Source organism: Kocuria sp. BT304, assembly GCF_003290245.1.
GTDB classification, from domain to species: Bacteria; Actinomycetota; Actinomycetes; order Actinomycetales; family Micrococcaceae; genus Kocuria; species Kocuria rhizophila_A.
Genome location: NZ_CP030039.1, coordinates 914629 through 936363, shown reverse-complemented (window position 1 = coordinate 936363; position 21735 = coordinate 914629). Strand labels below are relative to the sequence as shown.

The following is a 21735-nucleotide window of genomic DNA, read 5'->3' as shown; positions in this document are numbered from 1 at the left end:
CCTCATGAAACTCACGCTGAAAGTCTGGCGGCAGGAGTCCGGCGCCGAGGGCGGGCACTTCGAGGAGTACCCGCTGGAGGACGTGGGGCCCGAGTTCTCGCTGCTCGAGGCGCTCGACAAGCTCAACGACGACCTCGTGGCCCACGGCGAGGACCCTGTGGCGTTCGACTCGGACTGCCGCGAGGGCATCTGCGGGGCGTGCGGCGTGACCGTGGACGGCAGGCCCCACGGCCCCCAGGAGAAGACGCCGTCCTGCCGGCAGCACCTGCGCTCCTTCGAGGACGGCGCCACCGTGCAGCTCGAACCGTTCCGCAGCGGCGCGTTCCCCGTGGTCAAGGACCTCGCGGTGGACCGCAGCGCGCTGGACCGGGTGATCGAGGCCGGTGGTTTCGTGTCCACCTCCGTGGGCACCGCCCCGGATGCGGACGCCATTCCCGTGACCCACGAGTCCGCGGAGTGGGCCCTGGACCTGGCCGCGTGCATCGGCTGCGGTGCGTGCGTGGCGGCGTGCCCCAACGGCTCCGCCCAGCTGTTCGCCGGGTCCAAGACCATGCACCTGGCCACGCTGCCCTCCAGCCAGAAGGAGCGCAGCCACCGGGCCAAGGGCATCACGCGTGCCGCCGAGGAGGAGTTCGGCCCGTGCTCGGTCTACGGCGAGTGCGCGGAGGTGTGCCCCGCGGGCATCCCGCTCACCGCGATCGCCGGGCTCAACCGGGAAAAGCTGCGGCAGGTGCTGCGCAACAAGGACGACTGACCCGGCCGCTTTCCACAACAGACGACGACGCTCGGTACCCCTGGGAGGGTACCGAGCGTCGTCGTGCTGGGCGGGTTTGCCGTGCGGGCTACATGGCGAGGTCGCCGAGGACCCACATCCAGCCGCTGCCCACCACGGTCCAGATGATGATGATGGCCACGGACATGATGAAGGCGACCTTGAACCACTCGGAGACCTTGACGTACCCGGAGCCGTAGACCACCCCGGACGGGCCCGAGGCGTAGTGGCTGATGGCGCCGAAGAGGTTGCCGATGTAGCCGAGGGCGAGGGCCGCGAACATCGGCGGGGCGCCGGCGGTGATGGCCGCGCCCAGGAACACGCCGTACATGGCGACGATCTGCGCGGTGTTCGAGGCGAACATGTAGTGAGCGTAGAAGTAGACGAGCGCCAGGATGGCGAAGGCAACAGCCCAGGGCATGCCGCCGACGGCGCCGGAAACCACCGAGCCGATCCAGGTGATGACTCCCAGGTTGTTCAGGTTCTCCGCCATGCCCACCAGGACCGCGAAGAAGATCAGGGTGTTCCAGGCGGAGCCGTTCTTGGCCATGTCGTTCCAGGTGAGCACCTTGGTCACCAGCAGCACCGCGATGCCGACGAAGGCCGCCGTGGTGGCGTTGACGCCGATGGCCGTGCCGAAGACCCACAGCAGCAGGAGCAGCACGAACGTGGCCGCCATGATGATCTCGCCGCGGGTCATGGAGCCCATCTTCTGCAGCTCGCTGCGGGCCATGGTGGGTGCTTCCGGCGTGCTCTTCAGCGTGGGCGGGTAGATCTTCATGAGCAGCCACGGGACCACCGCCAGGCTCACGAGGCCGGGGATCAGCGCGGCCAGGGCCCACTGGCCCCAGGAGATGTGGACGCCGAGCTTCTCGGCGGAGGCCACGGCCAGCGGATTGCCGGCCATGGCGGTGATGAACATGGCGCTGGTGATCACGTTGACGTGGGCGGCGGTGAACGTGAGGTAGGAGCCGAGCTTCCTGCGGGACTCGTCGGTGTCCGGGGTGGAGCCCTGGACCTCCGCGACGGAGCGGACGATCGGATAGATCACGCCACCGGCGCGGGCCGTGTTGGACGGCGTGGCCGGTGCGAGCAGAAGGTCCGTGACGGCCATGCCGTAGGCGATGCCCAGGGGCGATTTGCCCAGCACGGAGAGGAACATCAGGGCGATGCGGCGGCCCAGCCCGGTGAGCAGGAACCCGTCCGCGATGAAGAACGCCGCGACGATGAGCAGCACCGCGGAGTTGGAGAACCCACTCAGCGCCTCCCCGCCCTTGACGTCCATGGCGCCGGTGATCATGGCCGTGGCCAGACCGATCAGCGCCACCGACGGGGTGGGCAGGGGCTGCAGGATGAGCCCCAGGATGGTCGCGACGAAGATGCCGAGCATGTGCATGCCGCGGGGGTCCACGCCCTCCGGCGCGGGGATGAAGAAGATCACCGCCCCGACGAGGACCATGAGCCCGAACTTCCAGAGCATGGAGACGGTGTCCCGACTCATGGTTCTGGATTCGCGGGTGGAATCAACCTGATGGCCGGACATTTCTGCCTCCGAGTGTCGCTCCGGTGTGAGACTCTTCTCTCCTCAATTTTAGGCCCGTGGCCAGCGAAAATACGGCTCCCCGGTCATGTGGAGGCGACCAGTGTGGTGATTCCCGTCACCATTCATCGGGTGACCATGGGCAGGGGGTCAAAGGCCGGATGCGGGTCGGTTTTCAACCGCCCGTAGGTGTCGACGTCGAGACGTTCTCCGTCCACCAGGAATTTCTGGCGCTGGGTTCCCTCCTTGAGGAAACCGGCTCTTTTCGCGACGACGGCCCGCGGTTCATGAGGTCACCCCAGGCGCCCTAGACGTCGGCAGCAAAGTCACCTGGCACAGCCGATCCGAACAACGACAGTTCAGCCCGGCTCAGTAGTGGTATCGAGCCTGCAAGATCACGAGATCCTCACCAGTCACGAGGTAGACGAGCCGGTGCTCCTCGTTGATGCGCCGCGACCACGAGCCCCGCGCCCCGTACTTCAACTGCTCCGGCTTGCCGATGCGCTCGAACGGCTCGCGCAGGCAGGCATCGATGAGCAGGTTGATCCGCTTGAGGATTCTCCGGTCGGCGGTCTGCCAGTACGTGTAGTCCTCCCAGGCGGCCTCGTCCCAGACCAGCCGCATTCAGACGTCCCGAGCCTGGCTGACCGACTCGTCGGAACGGTCGAGCTCGTGGACCTGGGTCTTTCCGACACGGGCACGATCGTAGGCGTCGAGAAGCCTGCGGGCGTTCGACGGCGACCGGAACAGGTAGGCGGTCTCCTGCCACGCCGCGTACTCGTCGGCGGGCATGAGCACCGCGTTGCCCTTCCGAGAGACGATCTCGATGGCTTCTTGGTCCTCGTTCACGCGCTCGATGAGCGGGAAGAGAGTCTTGCGGGCCTCGCTTGCGCTGATGGGCATGGGGTTCCTCCCCTACGTTGAGTGGTACTTGTTTATGGTACCAGTCAGCGCCCTGGGATGCTCCGGATGACGACGATCAGACATCATCGTCCTTCACTGAGGACTTTGCCAAGGCGGGAGAGCACTGCATCCGCGGATCTCCAGGGGTGGTTGCACGATGCACTTCAGGGATCTGCAATGACAAGCGGAATAATTGCCGCGATTCGTTCCCCAGCGCGATCCTCCGCGCAGTCCAACTCGTAGTGGCTCTGAAGATTGAGCCAGAACTCGGCTGATGTCCCGAAATACCGTGCCAAACGGAGGGCCGTGTCCGCACTGATCCCCCGCTTGCCGTGCGCGATCCCATTGATCCGCCGGGGAGACATCCCGATGGAGACGGCGAGCTTGCCCTGGGTGATGCCGAGCCCTTCGATGAAGTCCTTCATCAGAACTTCTCCAGGGTGGATCGGCTCGATCTTGTCAATGGTAGTCAACGATCTCGACCTCCTCTGGTCCTGGGTGAAGCGCTCTGGGTCCCAGTTCCGCGTCAGGTCATTCGTGCACGCACTGAACGAGCAGCACCTGCACGGGTCGATGGGCCAGGTCGGTGCCGCCGGTGACAACGCGGCGATGGAGTCCTTCTTCGCGTTGTTGCAGAAGAACGTCCTCGACCGCCGTCGCGGGCAGGCCCGTGACGAGCTGCGGATCACGATTATCACCTGGATCGAACGGGCCTACCACCGGGGCCGCCGACAGGTTCGTCTGGGCCGTTTGACCCCGCGGGAGTGCAAGACCATCATGAACCCAGCCGTGGGCCTCGCGGCTTGACACTACAACTGTCCCCTAACCGTGCAGCAGTCCCGATCGACGGGATTGCTGACACGCTTCGCAATTTTCAGCGCCTGGTGCTTGCGACAGGCCTCGCGGTGAAGGGGCACAAGTCGTTGCGTGGGCAACCGCCCGCCGACGTCGTCTCGAAGACCCGACTGAACCTCAATGGTTCACCACTGCCGGGAAGCCTCATCCTGCAGATCGTGCCGACGACTTTGCCAGCGGACGAGATCTCACCCGATGGCCAAGTCGGGCTGTTCGGAGACGACAATGCAGAGCCCCAGTTGATCGACACCGCCATGAAGCGAGCACTGGGACTGCTCGAGGACGGACGTCGTCTCGGCCCAGATGCCGACACCAGTGACTTCTTGGCGCGCATCCGCGAGTACGGACCGCGCGTCGCCACGACGTTGCGCGACTTCTCGACAGGTCTGGTGAAATCAGGGTTCGAGCCTGATCTCACTTGGTCCCAGCCTCGCCAGGCGCGCCTGCGCACGCGCCTCTCCACGGCTGAACTCGCTCACATTGGAGAGCTTATCGCTTCTCGGGAACTCGAGCTCGAGCCGACCACCATCCGCGGCATCGTGCGGACTGTCAGCGAGATCAGCGCTTGGCAGCTGGAGATCGAGGACGGCGAGATCGTCAAGATCGACGCGAAGAAGATCCCTGCGGCGAACACTGCAACGCTGCGCACCGGCATGTCAGTTTCAGTCGATGTGTCAGTCACGGAAGAAACCGGCCCTGCCGGCGAAGTTAAGCCTAAGTACACGGCGACGTCGTTCACAGTGCTGAGCAACCCGTAAGGCCGAGTCGTTACACCACATCTAGTCCAACGGCTGGATCCGGAGGTTGGTCCGCGGCGGCAAATCCCAGCCGTGACGCGCATGAATTTCCCTAACCAACTCTTCCGCGTTGACCTGGAGCTTGGCAAGTGCAGCCGCGTCGTGGCCGACTGATCGTAAATGGCGCAGGTTGCTGCTCAGCGCGTGCGCCCAACTCATCAGCGGGTCGAGGTTCGCCACCCGCCGCTCAACGGTGTCGCCGGGCTTGGCGGCCTCCATCACCTGGCGGCCGATGGTCGCGCCCAGCGTGCGCTCGGCCTCCAGCCACGAGTCGATACCATCCCAGCCGTCGAGCTGGTCGACGAGCGCGATCGACGTGATGCGCAGGTTGGCGAGCCGCTCCCCCACCGGCTCGGCCGTCGGATCGAACCCGATTAGGCGCTGCACGGCTTCCTGCACCGCGAACCAGCGTGCGTCCTCGGCCGCCTTGCGCGACTCGGCGAGTGCCTCGTTCGCGCGCTTGTTCGCTTGGTAAGTGCCGACTCCGGCGATCAGCAGCGACAGGGCCGAGATCACCAGCGCGAGGACATCCATGGCTCGATCCTGCCACTACAAGAAGCAGTTCCTGAAGCACTTCCGGCTATTGCTTGCCCGAGGCGCGTCAGCCGACTAACCCGCGCTCACTACGATGCTCCGCGCGGCGACCAATCCCTACAGCGCGAATCTCCACTCCACCGATTTCCGGTACATACCACCCTCTTGAGGTGTGCAGTGAAGCGCTCGGCCCCGCGTCCGGGACCGACAGCTTGCGTTCGACGTCAACGATAGGTCTCGTGCAACGCCTCCTCGATCTGAGACGGAGTCGGTGCACCGGCGTACCCGCGCTCAGTCGCGTAGACCCGGCACGCGAGCGAGCGAACCGGTTGCGTCGGAAACAGGTCGACGCCGTCGACGAGGATCGTGGGCGAGCCTCCGAATCGGGTGTTCGCCGCTTCGGTCTCGGTGTGGATCGTTACCAGCTCGATGGGCACTTCCGCGAGCTCGGCGGCATCCAGCGCGGCGCGCGCGTTTGCTTCGGCGATGGCCGTGTTCGGGCAGTCGACGATGTGCAGCAGTTCGACCTTCATACGATCTGCTCCTTCCGGGTCCGGGCCGCGCGCAAGCCATTGAGGATCACGATGACCTCCGCGATCTCGTGCACGAGCACCACGGCAGCGAGTCCCAGGACGCCGAAGAGGGCGAGCGGGAGCAGGGCGATGATGATCAGCAGCGACAGGATGATGTTCTGGTTGATGATGTGCCGTCCGCGCCGGGCATGGTCGAACGCGCGCGGCAGCAGCCGCAGGTCGTGCCCGGTGAACGCGACATCGGCCGACTCGATCGCGGCATCCGACCCGGTCGCGCCCATCGCGATCCCGATGTCCGCGGCGGCGAGGGCGGGGGCGTCGTTGATGCCGTCGCCGATCATCGCCACCGAACCATGCTGGCCGAGCTCAGCGATCGCAGCGGCCTTGTCCTCGGGGCGCAGCTCGGCGCGCACGTCCTCGATCCCGGCCTGCGCCGCGAGAGCGCGGGCGGTGCGGGCGTTGTCGCCGGTGAGCATCGTGACCCCGATGCACTGCGCGGCGAGCGTGCGGACGACCTCCGGGACCTCCAGGCGCAGCTCGTCGCGGACGCCGATCGCAGCGACCGGCTCGCCGTCGCGGTGCACGATGACGACCGTCATGCCCTGCTCCTCCAGCCCTGCGACCCGGTCGCCGAGCGTCCCGGCGTCCAGCCAGCGGGGGCTGCCGACCGTGATCCGCGCGCCGTCGAGCTTGCCCTCGATGCCGTGCCCGGCCTGCTCGGTCACGTCCTCGGCTACTGAGGCCCCCGGCGCGGCGGCGGTGATCGCGGCCGCGAGCGGGTGGGTGCTGTGTTGCTCCAGCGCGGCCGCCCACGCCAGCGCCTGCGCCTCGGTGGTCCCGTCGGCGGTGAGAACGGCGGTGACGAGGGGCTCGTTTCGGGTGAGGGTGCCGGTCTTGTCGACGGCGACGTGGCGGATCACGCCGAAGCGCTCGAACGCGGCACCGGACTTGATGATTACGCCGAACTTGCTCGCCGAGCCGATCGCGGCGACCACGGTCAGCGGCACGGAGATCGCCAGCGCGCACGGCGACGCCGCCACGAGGACGACCAGGGCGCGAGCGACCCACAGCTCGGGGTCGCCGAACAGCGAACCGATCAGCGCCACCAGGACGGCGAGGACGAGCACACCAGGGACGAGGGGTCGGGCGATGCGGTCGGCGAGGCGGGCGCGGTCTCCCTTCTCGGCCTGCGCCTGCTCAACGAGCTCCACGATCGTGGTCAGCGAGTTGTCGGTGCCCGCCCCGGTCGTCTCGACTTCCAGCGCGCCGGCGGAGTTGATTGCACCGGCCGAGACTGCATCTCCCAGCTCGACCTCGACCGGGATCGACTCTCCAGTGATCGCAGACGTATCCAAACTCGAACGACCCGTGACCACGACGCCGTCGGTCGCGATCCGTTCGCCCGGCCGCACCAGCATCAGCTGGCCCACCTGGAGGTCTTTCGCGGCGACCTCGACCGACGCGCCGTCGCGGCGGATGGTCGCTGTCTCAGGGACGAGCTTGAGCAGCGCCCGGAGCCCGCCGCGGGCGCGGTCCATCGCCTTGTCCTCCAGCGCCTCAGCGATCGAGTACAGGAACGCCAGGGCCGCGGCCTCCTCGACGTAGCCGAGGATCACCGCGCCAATGGCGCTGATCGTCATCAGCAGGCTGATGCCGAGCTTGCGCTTGAACAGTTTGCGGATCGCGCCCGGGGTGAACGTCGATGCTCCCAACAGCAGACCGAGCCAGAACAGCACCAGCGCCAGGATCTCGAGCCCGGACCACTCCAGGACGAGACCGGTCAGGAAAGCGACGCCGGAGAGGACCGGGACCATGATCCCGCGGTCCCGCCACCAGGGTCGCTCCTGCACCTCCTCAACTGCTTCGCCGACCGTGGTCTCGGGCTCGTCGCAGCCGCACGCCGCGCTCATGCGCTTGCCCCCGTCCCGCAGCAGCCCGGCACCGGGCACTGGTCATCAACGCATGGCGCGTGCTCGTCGACGGCCAGCGTCACATCCACGAGCGCCGTGAGCGCCGCAGCGAGGTGCGGGTCGGCGATCTCGTAGCGCGTCTGCCGTCCCTCGGGCTCGGCGGCCACGATGCCACAGTCGCGCAGACAGGTCAGGTGGTTCGACACGTTCGACCGGGTCAGCTCCAGCTCGCGCGACAGCACCGCCGGATAGCTCGGGCCGTCGAGCAGGGTCATCAGGATCCGGGATCGCGTCGGGTCCGCCATGGCTCGGCCGAGCCGGTGCATGACGTCGAGGCGTGAAGCAATGGTCAGCATGCACTGAACTATACAGTGACTGCTGACCTATTTTGGTCATCGCATCGGCAGGTCAGACCACTCAATTGACGCCAGAGGTTATACGGCGAAACGAAATTCCACCACATCCCCATCCTGCATCACATACTCCTTGCCCTCCATGCGCACCTTGCCCGCGGCCTTCGCATCGGCCATGGACCCGGCGGCCATGAGGTCGTCGTAGGAGACGATCTCCGCCTTGATGAAGCCCCGCTCGAAGTCCGAGTGGATGACCCCGGCGGCCTTGGGGGCTGTGTCGCCCTGGTTGATGGTCCACGCGCGGGCCTCCTTGGGGCCGGCGGTGAGGTAGGTCTGCAGGCCCAGGGTGGAGAAGCCAACACGGGCCAGCTTGTCCAGGCCGGACTCGTCCTGGCCCTCCATCTCCAGCATCTCGCGGGCCTCCTCCTCGGAGAGCTCCACCAGATCGGCCTCGAGCTTCGCGTCCAGGAACACGCACTGCGCGGGGGCCACCAGCGCCTCCAGCTCGGCCTGGCGTTCGGGCGAGGACAGCACGCCTTCGTCCGCGTTGAACACGTAGATGAACGGCTTGGCGGTGAGCAGGTTCAGCTCGCGCAGGTTGTCGGTGTCCAACTTTTCGGGCCCGGCGGCCTCGAAGATCGTGCGGCCCTCCGCCAGCACCTTCTCCGCGGCCTGGTACGCCGCGAGCTGCTCGGGCGAGCCCTTCTTGATCTTGACCTGCTTCTCCAGCTTGGGGATCGCGTTCTCCAGCGTCTGCAGGTCCGCGAGGATCAGCTCGGTGTTGATGGTCTCCCGGTCAGAGGCCGGGTCGATCTTGCCGTCCACGTGGATCACGTCCGGATCGTCGAACACGCGGATGACCTGGGCGATCGCGTGCGCCTCACGGATGTTGGCCAGGAACTGGTTGCCCAGCCCCTCCCCCTCGGACGCGCCCTTCACGATGCCCGCGATGTCTACGAAGGACACCGTGGCCGGCACGATCTTCTGCGAGCCGTGCAGCTCCGCGAGCTTCTCCAGCCGCTCGTCCGGCAGGTTCACCACGCCCACGTTCGGCTCGATGGTCGCGAACGGGTAGTTCGCGGCGAGCACCGTGTTGCGCGTGAGCGCGTTGAACAGGGTTGATTTTCCGACGTTCGGCAGACCGACGATTCCAATAGTAAGAGCCACGGTCCGCCATCTTACCGGGGCCACCCGACGACGCCGCCACGCGACTCCGCACCCCGCCGCACCACCGTGCCGTCCCCCTCCCACGGTCCCGCCCGGCGCAAGGCCGCAGCGGCCTCAGCGGCCACGACGGTCCGCGCCCATTCAGAGCACCGGGCCGGTGCCGTTCGCGGCGCCTTCCCGCACCTCCCACCCCTGACACATGTCACGCCCCACTCGTGACAATCCGCAGTTCAGCACCACCCCTCCGCACGGGAGCCTGGACCCATGAACACCACACACCCACCCCAGCCCCACTCCCCCGCCGTCCAGGTGCAGGACGCCGTCAAGACCTTCCGCACCCGGTCCGAGACGGTCCGCGCCGTGCAGGGTGTCTCGCTGGAGATCCCGCGCGGCGGCGTCGTCGCCCTGCTGGGGCCGAACGGCGCCGGGAAGACGACCCTGCTGGACATGGTGCTCGGCATGAGCGAGCCCACCTCCGGGGCGGTGAGCGTGTGCGGCGAGCGCCCGCGCGCGGCCGTGGCCCACGGCAAGGTGGGCGCGGTGCAGCAGGTGGGCGGGCTGCTCGCGGACCTGAGCGTGCGCGAGACCGTGACCATGATCGCGTCCCTCTACCCGGACCACCTGCCCGTGGACGAGGCGCTGGAACGGGCGGGTGCGGCGTCGTTCGCGCGTCGGAAGGTGGCCAAGTGCTCGGGCGGGCAGCAGCAGCGCGTCCGCTTCGCCCTGGCCCTGCTCCCGCGTCCCGAGCTGCTCGTGCTGGACGAGCCGACCGCGGGCATGGACGTGCAGTCCCGCACCGAGTTCTGGGACGCGATGCGCGCCGAGACCGAGCGCGGGCTCACGGTCGTGTTCGCCACGCACTACCTCCAGGAGGCGGAGGACGTCGCCGAGCGGATCGTCCTGATGGACGCCGGGCGCGTCACCTACGAAGGCTCCGTGGACGAGCTGCGCTCCACGTCCCGGCACCACGCCGTGTCCTTCGTGTGGCCGGCCGGCGAACCGCTGCCCGAGTTCACGGGCGCCACCGTCTCGCGCCGCTCGGAGTCCCGCGTGCACCTGCGCACCGAGGACGCGGACGCCCTCGCGCGCGAGCTGCTGACCCGCACTCCCGCGAGCGCGCTGGAGATCTCCCGCGGCGGCCTGGACGAGGCGTTCGCCGCGCTGGTCCGGCACGACGACGCCGCCGCGTGAGCCCGCGGGCGGCGCACCGCGGGCAGGGACGCACCAACGCGCCACTGCCCCGCACTCCCCATGCATGCGCGCGACGGAATGCGTGGCTGCGGCAGCGCAACTCTCCCGCGTGGATCCGCCGTCGCGCCGCCACCCGGGCCTGCGCACCGCGAGCGCGCCGAGCTGCCGCCCCGATCCCCGCAGCACCCCCTGAACCTCAACCCGATCCCGACCCTGACCCCGAGGAGACCGTCATGTCCCTGACCTACACCGCCCACGACGTCCTGCGGAACGTCCGCGCGATTCCCAACCTGGTGTTCGTGGCCCTGCTTCCCGCCGTGCTGTTCATCCTGTTCGGCGCGGTGCAGGGCTGGTCCGATGCCCGCCTGCCCGGGGGAAACGTCTCCGCGTACGTGATGGTGTCGATGGCCGTCTACGGGGCCGTCACGGCCACCACCGCGATCTCCGCGGGCGCGGCCGTGGAACGGCTGCAGGGCTGGGGCCGGCAGCTCGCGCTGACCCCCATGGGCACGGGCGGCTACGCGGCCACCAAGGTGGCGGTGGCCCTGCTGATCGCCGTGCTGCCCGTGGTCATCGTGTTCCTGGTGGGGGCGTTCACCAACGCCTCGATGGACGATCTCTGGCGCTGGGCGCTGGCCGCCGTGCTGTGCGTGGTGGTCTCGGCGGTCTTCGCGTTCTACGGGCTGGCCGCGGGCCTGATCTTCCGCTCGGACACCGCCGTGGGGGCCGCCTCCGGCGCGCTGGTGGTGTTCGCGTTCTTCGGCAACGTGTTCATGCCGCTCTCCGGCGGGATGCTGACCGTCGCCCGCTTCACCCCCATGTATGGAATCGTGGGCATTGCCCGCTATCCCGTGACCGAAGGTGAGGTGGCCACCATGGGCGGTGCCCCGCAGACCGACAGCCTGCTGTGGCTCGTGGTCAACGCCGTGGCCTGGGCCGCCGTGTTCGGGATCATCGCGCTGCTGGCCGCCCGGACGTCCACGGCCCGCCGATGAGCGGCCCCAGGCGGACCGCCCCGCGCCCACGCACCGAGGAACCCGAGCACGACTGGTCCGACCTGCTGTTCGCCACCGTCTGGCTCGTGTTCCTCGTGATCCCCGCCGCGGCACTGCTGCAGAGCGACGAGTCGGTCTGGGCCACTGCCCTGGGACTGCTCGGACTGGTGCTCTTCGCCGGGCTCTACACGCTCTCCTGGATCCGGCACATCCTGGTCCCGCGCCTGAGCGTGCTGGGCAATGCCGTGCTGTGGTGCGTGATCCTGCTCGTGCCACTGACCCTGCTGCTGCCGGCCTCCCCGTGGGGCATCACCTACATGGCTCCGTTCTTCGTGGCCGTGTGCGCGTTCCGGCTGCCCCTTCGCCAGGGCATCCTGGCCATGCTCCTGATCGAGGTGGCAGCCATCGTTCCGCTGCTCATGCTGCTCCCCCGGGAGCAGTGGTTCTGGCCGCTGTTCGGCCTGGTCCCGTCCGGGCTGATCATCCTGCTCTCCCGCTTCGCCGTGGAGCGCTCCGAAACCCACGAGCGCCTGGCCCGCGAGCTCGAGGTCTCCCGGCAGCGCGAGGCCGTGGGCCGGGACGTCCACGACATCCTGGGCCACTCCCTCACGGTCATCACCGTCAAGACGCAGCTCGCCCAGCTTCTCGTGGAGACGGACCCGCAGCGCGCCGTCGCCGAGCTCGACGACGTCCTGGCGATGTCCCGCGAAGCCCTCACCGACGTGCGCTCCACGGTCGGCAAGCTGCGGGACCTGGACCTGGGCGTCGAGCTCGTCCAGGCACGCGCGGCCCTGCGCGCCGCCGGGATCACCCCGCACCTGCCGTCCTCGGTCCCGCCCCTGGACGCCGCCACCCGTTCCGCGTTCGCATGGATCCTGCGGGAGGCCGTGACCAACGTGGTCCGCCACTCGGGCGCCGCGCACTGCCGCGTCACGGTCACCAGTTCATCGCTGCGCATCGCGGACGACGGCGCACGGGCCGCAGGAGCCTCCACTCACCACTCAGCCCGGGCCGGGACCGGCGCTCGTCCGGGCGGCGACGGGCCCTCGACGAGCCCTCCGCACACCGACGACGCCGCGGCGGATGCTCTCTATCGGAACGGGGTGGGGCGCGCTGGCCTGGACACGGAGCGGCCGGTGCGTGCCGGGGACCGCGGTGAGGCGGCGTCGTCGTGCTCCGGAACCGAGGCGCACACCGAGGCCGGCGCCGCCGAACCGGAGCTGCGAGAGGGCAACGGCATCCGCGGCATGAAGGAGCGGGCACGGGCGGCGGGATGCGAGGTGACCGTCGCGCGGGATCCCCGGGGCGGCACGATCGTGGAGGTGAGGCGGGCATGACCGAGATCCGAGTGCTGATCGCGGACGACCAGGCCCTCGTGCGCGCCGGACTGGCCGCCCTGCTGGACCTGGAACCGGACATCACCGTGGTGGCCCAGGCAGCGGACGGCGCCGAGGCGGTCGCCCTGGCCGGGGAGCTCCCCGTGGACGTGGCCCTGCTGGACATCGAGATGCCCGGCCTCACGGGCCTGGAGGCCACCGAGCGGATCCTGGCCGCCGGGCGCGGGACGCGGTGCCTGATGGTCACCACCTTCGACCGCCCCGGCTACCTGCGGCGCGCGTTCGACGCCGGGGCGTCCGGTTTCGTGGTCAAGGACACCCCCGCTGCGGAGCTCGCGGAGGCCATCCGGAAGGTGCAGGCCGGGCTGCGCGTGGTCGACCCGGCACTGGCCGAGAAGTCCCTGCTGGCCGGTCCGAACCCCCTGACCCCGCGGGAGCAGGACGTGCTGCGCGAGGCGTCCCACGGAGCGTCGGCGGGGCAGATCGGGCGGGCCCTGCACCTCTCCGCGGGCACGGTGCGCAACCACTTGTCCTCGGCGATCGGCAAGACGGGCACGGCGAACCGGACCGAGGCGGCAGCCGTCGCCGCGCGCAACGGGTGGCTGTAGCCCACCTGATCCGGTGATGGGCTCCGCCGGGGCGCTTATGCGTGTCGGACGGGATTGTCATGGTGAGCGCATGGATGCTTCGGTGATGGCTCAGGTGTGGTGGTTGTGGGCGCTGTTCGCCCTCGTGGTGGGTGTGGTGCTGGGGTACGTGCTGGCCCACCAGAAGTCCACGGCGCTGGAGACCGAGCTGGAGGAGGCCCAGGGGCAGCGGCTCGCCGCCCTGCAGGACGCCGCCTCCGCCCGGGCGGCCGCCGAGCAGCTCGAGCAGCGTGTGGAGTCCCTCGAGGCGCGGGCCGTGCAGGACCAGGACGTCATGCGCGCGCTGGCACCGCTCAACGACCAGCTCTCCTCCGTGGGGCGGCACGTGAACCAGCTGGAGCGGGACCGTGCCCAGCAGTTCGGGGCCGTGGCCCAGGCCCTGGAGGCGGCCCGCACCACGGACCAGCAGCTGCTGCACGCCACCACCTCCCTGGAGAGCTCCCTGCGCTCCACCACGGCGCGCGGTGCCTGGGGTGAGATGCAGCTGCGCCGCGTGGTGGAGGCCGCCGGCATGACCCGCCACGTGGACTTCACGGAGCAGACGGTGCGCGCCACGGAATCCGGCGCCCAGCGCCCGGACATGGTGGTCAACCTGCCCGGCGCGCAGACCGTGGTGGTGGATGCGAAGGCCCCCATGTCCTCCTACCTGGACGCCCAGGCCGTCCCTGCGGACGGCTCCCCCGAGAACGAGCAGCGCCGCGCCCAGCTGCTCGCCGCCCACGCCAAGGCCCTGCGGGCGCACGTGAACACGCTGGGCACCAAGAAGTACTGGTCCGCGGAGGAGAACTCCCCCGAGCTGGTGATGTGCTTCGTGCCGGTCGAGTCCGCCCTCGCGGCCGCGCTGGACGCGGATGCCTCCCTGTTGGATCACGCAGCCCGGGCGAACGTGGCCTTGGTGTCCCCGGTGTCCCTGCTCGCATCGCTCAAGGCCGTGGCGTTCAGCTGGCGCCAGGCCACCCTCACGGACAACGCCCGGGAACTGTACCGGCTCTCCCGGGAGCTCTACGACCGCATGGGCTCGGTGGGCAAGCACCTGTCCGACATGGGCGGTTCACTGCGGCGCTCGGTGGAGGGCTACAACAAGCTCGTGGGATCGCTGGAGTCACGGGTGCTGCCCTCGGCGCGCAAGATCGCCGAACTGGACCCCACGGCCACCGACTCCGAGGCACTGGAGACCAGGCCCGTGGACTCGGTGCCACGTCCGGTCACGGCCACGGAGTTCGTGAACGACTGACGGCCACTCAGGACAAGGGTCTGACGCCGGGGCTCAGCGTGCGGAGCTGGTGCCGGGCCCAGCGGGAGGGCCTGGCACCAGGGCTCAGTGGGAGGAGCGATTGCCGAGGCTCGGCGTGAGGAGCGGGTGCCGGAGCCCCGTAGGAGGACCCGGCACCACAGCTCAACGGGAGGGCCCGGCGTCACAGCTCACCGCGAGGGTTTGGTGCCGCGGCCACCCAAGCCGCGGGTGGTGTCCCCGTCCTTGGCGAGCTTGGCGCGCAGCTCCTTGGGCAGGGAGAACAGGATGTCCTCCTGGGCGGTCACCACTTCGTCGACCTCCCCGTACCCGTACTCCGCGAGCAGGTCCAGGACCTGCTGCACGAGCACCTCGGGCACCGACGCACCGGAGGTCAGCCCCACGATGGCCACGCCCTCGAACCAGGACTCGTCCACCTGGTTGGCGAAGTCCACGCGCTCCGCGCGCCGGGCCCCGTACTCCAGGGCCACTTCCTTGAGGCGCACCGAGTTGGAGGAGTTCGCCGAACCGACGACCAGCACCAGGTCCGCCTGCGGGGCGATCTCCTTGATCGCGGCCTGCCGGTTGGAGGTGGCGTAGCAGATGTCGTCGCTGGGCGGGTCGATCATGTTGGGGAACTTGGCACGCAGCCGGTTCACCGTCTCCATGGTCTCGTCCACGCTGAGGGTGGTCTGAGACAGCCACACGACCTTGTCAGGATCGTGCACCTCCAGGGTGTCCACGTCCTCCGGGGAGTTCACGATCTGGATGTGCTCGGGAGCCTCCCCGAACGTGCCCTCGACCTCCTCGTGGCCCACATGGCCGATCAAGAGGATCTCGTAGTCGTTCTTGGCGAAGCGCACGGCCTCGCGGTGCACCTTGGTGACCAGCGGGCAGGTGGCGTCGATGGTGTGGAGGTTGCGGTCGTGGGCGGACTGCACCACCGCCGGGGACACCCCGTGGGCGGAGAACACGACCAGCGAGCCCTCGGGGACCTCGTCGGTCTCCTCCACGAACACGGCGCCGCGTTCCTCGAGCGTCTGCACCACGTGCTTGTTGTGCACGATCTCCTTGCGCACGTACACCGGCGCACCGTAGTGCTCCAGCGCCTTCTCCACGGCGATCACGGCCCGGTCCACGCCCGCGCAGTAGCCGCGCGGCGCGGCCAGCAGCACCTTGCGCCCGGTGACCGGGGCGGCGTCGGCTATCTCCTGGGGAGTGCGACGCACCCGGGGAACGGTGGGCATGGAGAGGTCAACCACGGTGGACATGTCCTCCATCGTAAGTGACCGTACGGACACGCACCACGGCGCCGGTCACACCCACCACCGCCACCCCGGCGGCCCACATCATCGCCTCCACGCAGCGCGTGACGAACGAGTCCCGCAGCAGGGAGAAGATCTGCTCCGTGACCAGGTGGGCCACGGGATCCACGGCGGAGGCGTTCACCACGGTGCGGGTGGCCACGAGTCCCAGGCACAGCAGGATCCCGGCGCACACCACCCCGGCGGCCCCCACACCGGCGAGCGCCGTCCACCGCCGGGGTGCGCAGAGCACGCAGAGCACCGCGGCGGCACCGGCGAACCACGGCAGCACGTAGCGCCACTGGGCGAGCCGCACGAGGGCGTCGACCACCGGGCCGGTGTGCGCGCCGGGGACCGTGATCCGCAGGGCGTGGGTGTCGATGCCCGGGGAGATGCCCACGGTGTCCTGGACCTGGTGGTCCACCGCCCGGCCCAGTGCGCCGAGGTCCACCACGAGCTCGTCGGGAGCGGCACCGGCCGAGGGGGTGAGGGGGACGTTGGCGTCGTGGGTGTCGTTGAGCACCTGGATCCAGGTGCCCTCCTGCTCCCGCGCCGTGAGCCACGTGCGGGCGGCGTCCACCACGGCCGTGCGGAGCCTCTCGACGGCCCGGTCCACGGGGGCGATGCCGGTGTCCGCGTCCTGCAGCACGCCGAGCGTGGCGCGGTCCAGCACGGTGCCCACGAGCTCGTCCTGGAAGGAGGTCTCCGTGATCACGGCGGCGGCCGTGTCCTGGAACCCGGAGGGCGAGAGCACGTGGTCCTGCAGCCACGTGATCCCCAGCCACAGCGCGAATCCCGCCCCGGCCAGCACGGCCAGCAGCGCCGCGGCGAGGCTGCGGAGGGGTGCGGAAACGCGGGGGCGCGCGGAGGAGCTCACCGCTCCACTGTAGAGAGAACACGCTGTGCGTGTCCCCGGCGGGTGATACTCATGGACCATGGACACCTCGTTCCCCCACGACGCCGCGCCCCACGCCCACGGCGCCCCCGGGCAGCAGGAACCGCCCGCTGAGCTGCCCCGGCTGGCCCGGGACACCTCCCCGGAGAACCCCTGGCCGCTGAGCAAGCTCTCGCACGCTCTGCACGGCTGGGTCCAGAAGGCCCCGGACGCGTGGGTCGAGGGGCAGGTGATCGAGGTCAACGAGCGCGCCCGCGTCTGCTACGTGACGCTGCGCGACCTCCAGGAGGAGGCGTCCGTGAGCGTAACCCTCTTCAAGAAGGAGATGGCCCGCCTGGAGCGCCCGCTCGAACGGGGTTCACGCGTGGTCGTGAACCTGCAGGCGGACTTCTACGTCAAGACCGGTCGGCTCTCCATGCTGGGCCGGGACATCCGCCCCGTGGGCCTGGGGGACCTGCTGGAGCGCCTCGAACGGCTGCGCCGCGCCCTCGCGGACGAGGGACTCTTCGACCCCGCCCGCAAGAAGCCCCTGCCCGTGCTGCCCCACCGCGTGGGCCTGATCACCGGGCGCAACTCGGACGCCGAGAAGGACGTGGTGCGCAACGCCACCAACCGCTGGCCGGGCGTGCAGTTCGAGATCCGCGAGGTCCCCGTCCAGGGCTCAGGCTCGGCACGCGCCGTCATCGGGGCGCTGGAGGAGCTCGACGCCATGGCCGAGGTGGACGTGATCGTGATCGCCCGCGGCGGCGGCGCCTTCGAGGACCTGCTCTCGTTCAGCGAGGAGTCCCTGCTGCGCGCGGTCTTCGCGGCCCGCACCCCGGTGGTCAGCGCGATCGGCCACGAGAACGACCAGCCTCTGCTGGACCACGTGGCGGACGTGCGGGCTTCGACCCCCACGGACGCCGGCAAGCGCGTGGTCCCGGACGTCCACGAGGAGCGGCTGCGCCTCGGGCAGGCCCGCGCCGCCCTGGACCGCGCCGTGGGGTCGCTGATCGAGCGGGAGCAGCAGGGCCTGGCCACCGTGCGCTCGCGCCCGGTGCTCTCCCAGCCGGACGGCATGATCCTCGTGCGCGAGGAGGACCTCGACCGCTGGCGCACCCGGGCGTGGACCGCCACGAACTCCCTCACCCTGCGGGCCCAGGACTCCGTGGCCCAGATGCGCGCCCGGGTCCGCGCGCTGTCCCCGCAGCAGACCCTGGACCGCGGCTATGCCGTGGTGCAGACCACGGACGGCTCCGTGGTCACGGACGCCTCCCGCGCGCAGGTGGGTCAGCAGCTCACCGTGCGGCTGGCCGCCGGGGAGCTCGGCGTGGACGTCACCGGCACGAGCACCCGCCAGCCGGGCGAGCACTGACCCGTTCCCCAGCCCCGACCTCGGCACAACGAATCCCCCCTTAGCTTTCCCGGGGCGCCCAGCACTGCACATCCCGCATCATCAGAGATCACCATCGGAAGGAACACCGTGGCACCGCAGAACCAGAACGCCGACTCCCAGCAGAGCCCCCAGCAGGGGGCGCCGGACCTCTCCGACGTCGACCACCTGAGCTACGAGCAGGCTCGCGAGCAGCTCGTGCAGATCGTCTCCCAGCTCGAGACGGGCGGCACCTCCCTGGAGGAGTCCCTGCAGCTGTGGGAGCGCGGCGAGGCCCTCGCCACCCGCTGCGAGCAGTGGCTCGACGGCGCCCGGGAACGCCTCGACGCCGCCCGCGCCCGTCGTGAGGACCGGGAGCAGGCGGCGTCGTCGTCCGAGTGACGCGCGCGCGGCGCTACTGCTGGTAGGTCGAGAGGAACTCGCCCAGCCGGTCCAGGGCCGTGTCCAGCATGTCCACGGCCGGCAGGGTGACCAGCCGGAAGTGGTCCGGCTCGCTCCAGTTGAACGCGGAGCCGTGGCTCAGCAGGATCTTCTGCTCCTTGAGCAGGTCCAGGGCGAAGCGCTCATCGTCCACGATCCCGAACTTCTCCACGTCCAGCTTGGGGAACAGGTAGAGCGCCCCACGGGCCTGCTGGCACGTGACGCCGTCGATCTCGTTGAGCTTGCGGTGCGCGATGTCCCGCTGGGCCTTGAGGCGCCCGCCGGGGAGGATGAGGTCGTTGATCGACTGGTACCCGCCCAGGGCGGTCTGGATGGCGTGCTGCGCGGGCACGTTGGCGCACATGCGCATGTTGGCGAGCAGCTTGATGCCCTCCAGGTAGGACTCCGCCCGCCAGTTGGGCCCGGTGATCGCGAGCCACCCGGAGCGGTAGCCCGCCACCCGGTAGGCCTTGGAGAGCCCGGAGAACGTCAGGCACAGCACGTCCTCGCCGGTGAGGCTCGCGGTGTTGATCATCTCGGCGTCGTCGTAGGTGATCTTCTCGTAGATCTCGTCCGAGAACAGGATGAGGTCGTGCTCCTTGGCCAGGTCCACGATCTTCTGCAGGGTCTCCCGCGAGTACACCGCACCCGTGGGGTTGTTGGGGTTGATGATCACGATGCCCTTGGTGCGCTCCGTGATCTTCGAGGCCATGTCCTCGAGGTCCGGGTTCCACCCGTTCTCCTCGTCGCACCGGTAGTGCACGGGGGTGCCGCCGGACAGCGCCACCGAGGCGGTCCACAGCGGGTAGTCCGGGGAGGGGATCAGCAGCTCGTCACCGGGGTTGCACAGCGCCTGCAGCGTCATGGTGATCAGCTCGGACACGCCGTTGCCCAGGTAGACGTCGTCGGTGTCCAGGTTCATGATCCCGCGCGTCTGGTAGTACTGCACCACCGCGGTGCGCGCGGAGTAGATGCCGCGGGAGTCCGAGTAGCCCTGCGCGTTCGGCAGGTTCTTGATCATGTCCACCAGGATGGCGTCCGGTGCCTCGAAGCCGAAGGGTGCGGGGTTGCCGATGTTCAGGCGCAGGATGCGCTGACCGGCGGCCTCCATCTTCTCCGCCTGCTCCAGCACGGGGCCGCGGATGTCGTAGAGGACGTTCTTCAGTTTGTCGGACTGCTTCACCTTTGCCATGGGGCCAGACTACTCGGGGCCTACCGGCGGGTTCCGGGCATGACACCCCGGCCCGGGCGGCCGGTCAGCGCGGGCGGTCCCGCACGTAGGCGGCGGTCTTCTCCGGGTTCATCGCGGGGTGCTCGCCACCGGCCAGGCGGGTGATGGTGCTGAGGTCGTCGGAGCTAAGGTCCGCAGAGACCGCGTTGACCGAGGCGGTGGCCTTGTCGCTGAGAGCCTGGGAGCTGAGCACCACCTCGCGCTCGGGGCGGAAGAGCCGGTCGGGGTCGTCGAGCACCACGAGCCCCTCGTCCTGGATCACCGGTTCGGAGGACTTGAGCACCGCGGCCTGCACCTTGTCCTGCAGCAGGGCGTCCACGAGCTCGTCCGTGCTGCCGTACTCGGGTGCCGACCTGGGCGAGCACCGGTAGTAGGCCTTCAGCCCGCGGGTGCCCTGGGCGCTGTCCGCGTAGCCGGAGGGCATGCCCACGGAGAGCTTGCCGCACTGCTTTCCCGCGGAGTTCATGTCCCCCAGCGAGTACTGCGCGTCGGTCGCGGCGGTCACCACCATCCGGTCCGTGCGCTGCGCCGGGGAGGAGTCGAGCACCTGCAGCCCGCTCGGCAGCACCTGCGGCAGGGCCCGGTACACGTCGTCCTCGGACGGGCCGGTCTCCCCCGTGATCCCGAGGAACTGCCCGAGGGAGTCGAGCAGTCCGCGCGGGGCGTCCGTGCCCGCGGAGGCGTCGGCGGAGGGGGTGGGGCTGGCTCCGGGGCGCTGCGCGTCGGGCAGCTCGTGCTGGCGGGCGTAGACGTAGAGGTCACCGGTGAAGTCGGGAACCATGGTGGCCCGCCCGTCCCGCAGCGCGGCGAAGATCTGCTCCCGGCCGCTGCCCACGTCCACCACGGTGGCGGCCACGCCGTCCGCGGCCAGCCGCTGCTGGTAGAGGTGGGCGAGCACGCGGGTCTGGGTGTCCACGCCGGTGGCGATCTTCACGGTCTCCGCCGGGGATGACGCCGCCGCGCCGGGTTCCGCGCCACCCGCCCCGTCCTGCTGCGTGCCGGTTCCGCACGCGCTCAGCGCGAGCGCCGCCGTGAGCACCACGGCCGCCGCCCGCAGCCGCGCGGTGTGCGTCACCGGTCCCCGCCCGGTTCGGTGGACACGTCCTGCTCCGCCACCCGCTCCGGGGGCGTGGCCGCGGCGTCCACCACGTCGGTGAGACCGGCCAGCCGCAGCCCCTGGTCCACGAGGTCGAGGCGCTTGAGGGAGCCCAGACGCGCGAACGGGACCCAGGCGGCGTCGTCCGAGGAGCCGTCCTGCTCCACCGCGAGCTCACCGCCGGTGACGTGCGCGGTGTAGAGCACGCGGCACGCGTGGTTGCCGCGCGTGGTGGGGTCCAGCCGCTGCTCCGGGCTCATCCAGTAGCTGTGCACGCCCACGAGACCGTCCGAGGCCACGCGGTAGCCGGTCTCCTCGTAGACCTCCCGCAGCATGGTCTCCTCGGGCTGCTCCCCCGGTTCCATGCCGCCACCGGGCAGCGTCCACGCGCCCTCGAAATCGGGGTGGCGGGGGTTCCAGTGCGTGAGCAGCAGGTGCTCGTCTCGGGTGATCAGGGCGTAGGCGCCCACGCGGGAATCGAACGGCTGGCTCATGGCGGCCAGTCTAGTGGCGCACCCCGCACGTCACCTGGCAGAGGGGCCGCCACCTCGCGGGCGAGCGGACCCGTACGGTGTGCACACCGGGTCCCGGGCCGCGAGCGCACCGGGCGTGCCGGGCGCGGTGCGCGCAGAGCCGGGTGGGCGCCGCGCGG

Annotated in this window: 23 protein-coding genes and 1 pseudogene; 10 read left to right on the top strand and 14 right to left on the bottom strand. The window is 69.7% G+C overall.

Annotated elements, in window-relative coordinates; translation table 11 throughout:
- The first annotated feature begins 4 nt into the window (after positions 1–4).
- The gene (locus tag DNL27_RS04305) at positions 5–754 is read left to right on the top strand and encodes a succinate dehydrogenase/fumarate reductase iron-sulfur subunit (protein ID WP_112234791.1); all 750 of its coding nucleotides are present in this window, start codon (positions 5–7) and stop codon (positions 752–754) included.
- A gap of 88 nt (positions 755–842) precedes the next feature.
- Here the strand turns inward: DNL27_RS04305 and DNL27_RS04300 are convergent, their stop codons facing one another.
- From DNL27_RS04300 to DNL27_RS04280, 4 genes are all read right to left on the bottom strand, one after another.
- The gene (locus tag DNL27_RS04300) at positions 843–2273 is read right to left on the bottom strand and encodes an anion permease (protein ID WP_112234790.1); all 1431 of its coding nucleotides are present in this window, start codon (positions 2271–2273) and stop codon (positions 843–845) included.
- A 408-nt stretch (positions 2274–2681) separates the two neighbouring features.
- Positions 2682–2936 (bottom strand): Txe/YoeB family addiction module toxin, encoded by a 255-nt coding sequence (locus DNL27_RS04290; protein WP_112234789.1) that lies wholly within the window; start codon positions 2934–2936, stop codon positions 2682–2684.
- Positions 2937–3215: a type II toxin-antitoxin system Phd/YefM family antitoxin gene (locus tag DNL27_RS04285; RefSeq protein ID WP_039101685.1), complete on the bottom strand. Its 279-nt coding sequence runs from the start codon at positions 3213–3215 to the stop codon at positions 2937–2939.
- Between the two features lie 164 nt (positions 3216–3379).
- Positions 3380–3688, bottom strand: coding sequence for a HigA family addiction module antitoxin (locus DNL27_RS04280; RefSeq protein ID WP_039101684.1), 309 nt, complete (start codon positions 3686–3688; stop codon positions 3380–3382).
- A gap of 37 nt (positions 3689–3725) precedes the next feature.
- Here DNL27_RS04280 and DNL27_RS04275 point away from each other — a divergent pair.
- Positions 3726–4022: pseudogene (locus DNL27_RS04275) on the top strand (IS3 family transposase); the annotation flags it as partial.
- A 98-nt stretch (positions 4023–4120) separates the two neighbouring features.
- Complete coding sequence (locus DNL27_RS04270; RefSeq protein WP_239494445.1) at positions 4121–4828, top strand: hypothetical protein; 708 nt, start codon at positions 4121–4123, stop codon at positions 4826–4828.
- 21 nt (positions 4829–4849) lie between these two features.
- Here DNL27_RS04270 and DNL27_RS04265 read toward each other — a convergent pair whose 3' ends face one another.
- The 5 genes from DNL27_RS04265 to ychF form a co-directional block, all read right to left on the bottom strand.
- Entirely contained in the window at positions 4850–5401 is a 552-nt protein-coding gene (locus DNL27_RS04265) for a hypothetical protein (RefSeq protein WP_012397802.1), read from the bottom strand.
- Positions 5402–5625: 224 nt separating this feature from the next.
- The gene (locus DNL27_RS04260; protein ID WP_012397801.1) at positions 5626–5934 is read right to left on the bottom strand and encodes a hypothetical protein; all 309 of its coding nucleotides are present in this window, start codon (positions 5932–5934) and stop codon (positions 5626–5628) included.
- Complete coding sequence (locus tag DNL27_RS04255) at positions 5931–7844, bottom strand: cation-translocating P-type ATPase (RefSeq protein ID WP_204360330.1); 1914 nt, start codon at positions 7842–7844, stop codon at positions 5931–5933. The genes DNL27_RS04260 and DNL27_RS04255 overlap by 4 nt, the downstream gene beginning before the upstream one ends.
- Entirely contained in the window at positions 7841–8200 is a 360-nt protein-coding gene (locus tag DNL27_RS04250) for a helix-turn-helix transcriptional regulator (RefSeq protein ID WP_112234787.1), read from the bottom strand. The genes DNL27_RS04255 and DNL27_RS04250 overlap by 4 nt, the downstream gene beginning before the upstream one ends.
- 78 nt (positions 8201–8278) lie before the next feature.
- On the bottom strand, positions 8279–9364 hold the full coding sequence (ychF, locus tag DNL27_RS04245; protein WP_112234786.1) for a redox-regulated ATPase YchF: 1086 nt from the start codon (positions 9362–9364) through the stop codon (positions 8279–8281).
- A gap of 264 nt (positions 9365–9628) precedes the next feature.
- Between ychF and DNL27_RS04240 the strand changes: the two genes are divergently transcribed.
- The 5 genes from DNL27_RS04240 (at position 9629) to rmuC (ending at position 14768) form a co-directional block, all read left to right on the top strand.
- A complete protein-coding gene (locus tag DNL27_RS04240) occupies positions 9629–10555 on the top strand; it encodes an ABC transporter ATP-binding protein (protein ID WP_112234785.1) in 927 nt (308 codons plus the stop codon).
- Between the two features lie 233 nt (positions 10556–10788).
- Positions 10789–11550 (top strand): ABC transporter permease, encoded by a 762-nt coding sequence (locus DNL27_RS04235; protein ID WP_112234784.1) that lies wholly within the window; start codon positions 10789–10791, stop codon positions 11548–11550.
- Positions 11547–12887 carry a sensor histidine kinase gene (locus DNL27_RS04230; RefSeq protein ID WP_112234783.1) on the top strand — a complete coding sequence of 447 codons (1341 nt, stop codon included), beginning with the start codon at positions 11547–11549 and terminating at the stop codon, positions 12885–12887. Before DNL27_RS04235 ends, DNL27_RS04230 begins: the two co-directional genes overlap by 4 nt.
- Positions 12884–13495, top strand: a complete 612-nt coding sequence (locus DNL27_RS04225) for a response regulator transcription factor (protein ID WP_112234782.1) — start codon at positions 12884–12886, stop codon at positions 13493–13495. Before DNL27_RS04230 ends, DNL27_RS04225 begins: the two co-directional genes overlap by 4 nt.
- Positions 13496–13565: 70 nt before the next feature.
- Positions 13566–14768: a DNA recombination protein RmuC gene (gene rmuC / locus DNL27_RS04220; RefSeq protein WP_239494444.1), complete on the top strand. Its 1203-nt coding sequence runs from the start codon at positions 13566–13568 to the stop codon at positions 14766–14768.
- Between the two features lie 188 nt (positions 14769–14956).
- On the opposite strand, the gene DNL27_RS04215 is transcribed toward rmuC, so the two are convergent.
- Positions 14957–16036 carry a 4-hydroxy-3-methylbut-2-enyl diphosphate reductase gene (locus DNL27_RS04215; RefSeq protein ID WP_112234780.1) on the bottom strand — a complete coding sequence of 360 codons (1080 nt, stop codon included), beginning with the start codon at positions 16034–16036 and terminating at the stop codon, positions 14957–14959.
- Positions 16020–16946 carry a hypothetical protein gene (locus DNL27_RS04210; RefSeq protein WP_112234779.1) on the bottom strand — a complete coding sequence of 309 codons (927 nt, stop codon included), beginning with the start codon at positions 16944–16946 and terminating at the stop codon, positions 16020–16022. Before DNL27_RS04210 ends, DNL27_RS04215 begins: the two co-directional genes overlap by 17 nt.
- 58 nt (positions 16947–17004) lie before the next feature.
- Here DNL27_RS04210 and xseA point away from each other — a divergent pair, with 58 nt between their 5' ends.
- Together xseA and DNL27_RS04200 are read left to right on the top strand one after the other, a co-directional pair.
- Positions 17005–18318 carry an exodeoxyribonuclease VII large subunit gene (gene xseA, locus DNL27_RS04205; RefSeq protein WP_112234778.1) on the top strand — a complete coding sequence of 438 codons (1314 nt, stop codon included), beginning with the start codon at positions 17005–17007 and terminating at the stop codon, positions 18316–18318.
- Between the two features lie 108 nt (positions 18319–18426).
- Positions 18427–18717 (top strand): exodeoxyribonuclease VII small subunit, encoded by a 291-nt coding sequence (locus tag DNL27_RS04200; protein WP_112234777.1) that lies wholly within the window; start codon positions 18427–18429, stop codon positions 18715–18717.
- A gap of 13 nt (positions 18718–18730) precedes the next feature.
- On the opposite strand, the gene DNL27_RS04195 is transcribed toward DNL27_RS04200, so the two are convergent.
- From DNL27_RS04195 to DNL27_RS04185, 3 genes are all read right to left on the bottom strand, one after another.
- Positions 18731–19948: a pyridoxal phosphate-dependent aminotransferase gene (locus DNL27_RS04195; protein ID WP_012397780.1), complete on the bottom strand. Its 1218-nt coding sequence runs from the start codon at positions 19946–19948 to the stop codon at positions 18731–18733.
- A gap of 64 nt (positions 19949–20012) precedes the next feature.
- A complete protein-coding gene (locus DNL27_RS04190) occupies positions 20013–21062 on the bottom strand; it encodes a glycine betaine ABC transporter substrate-binding protein (RefSeq protein WP_112234776.1) in 1050 nt (349 codons plus the stop codon).
- Positions 21059–21577: an NUDIX hydrolase gene (locus tag DNL27_RS04185; protein WP_112234775.1), complete on the bottom strand. Its 519-nt coding sequence runs from the start codon at positions 21575–21577 to the stop codon at positions 21059–21061. The genes DNL27_RS04190 and DNL27_RS04185 overlap by 4 nt, the downstream gene beginning before the upstream one ends.
- Positions 21578–21735 lie beyond the last annotated feature (158 nt).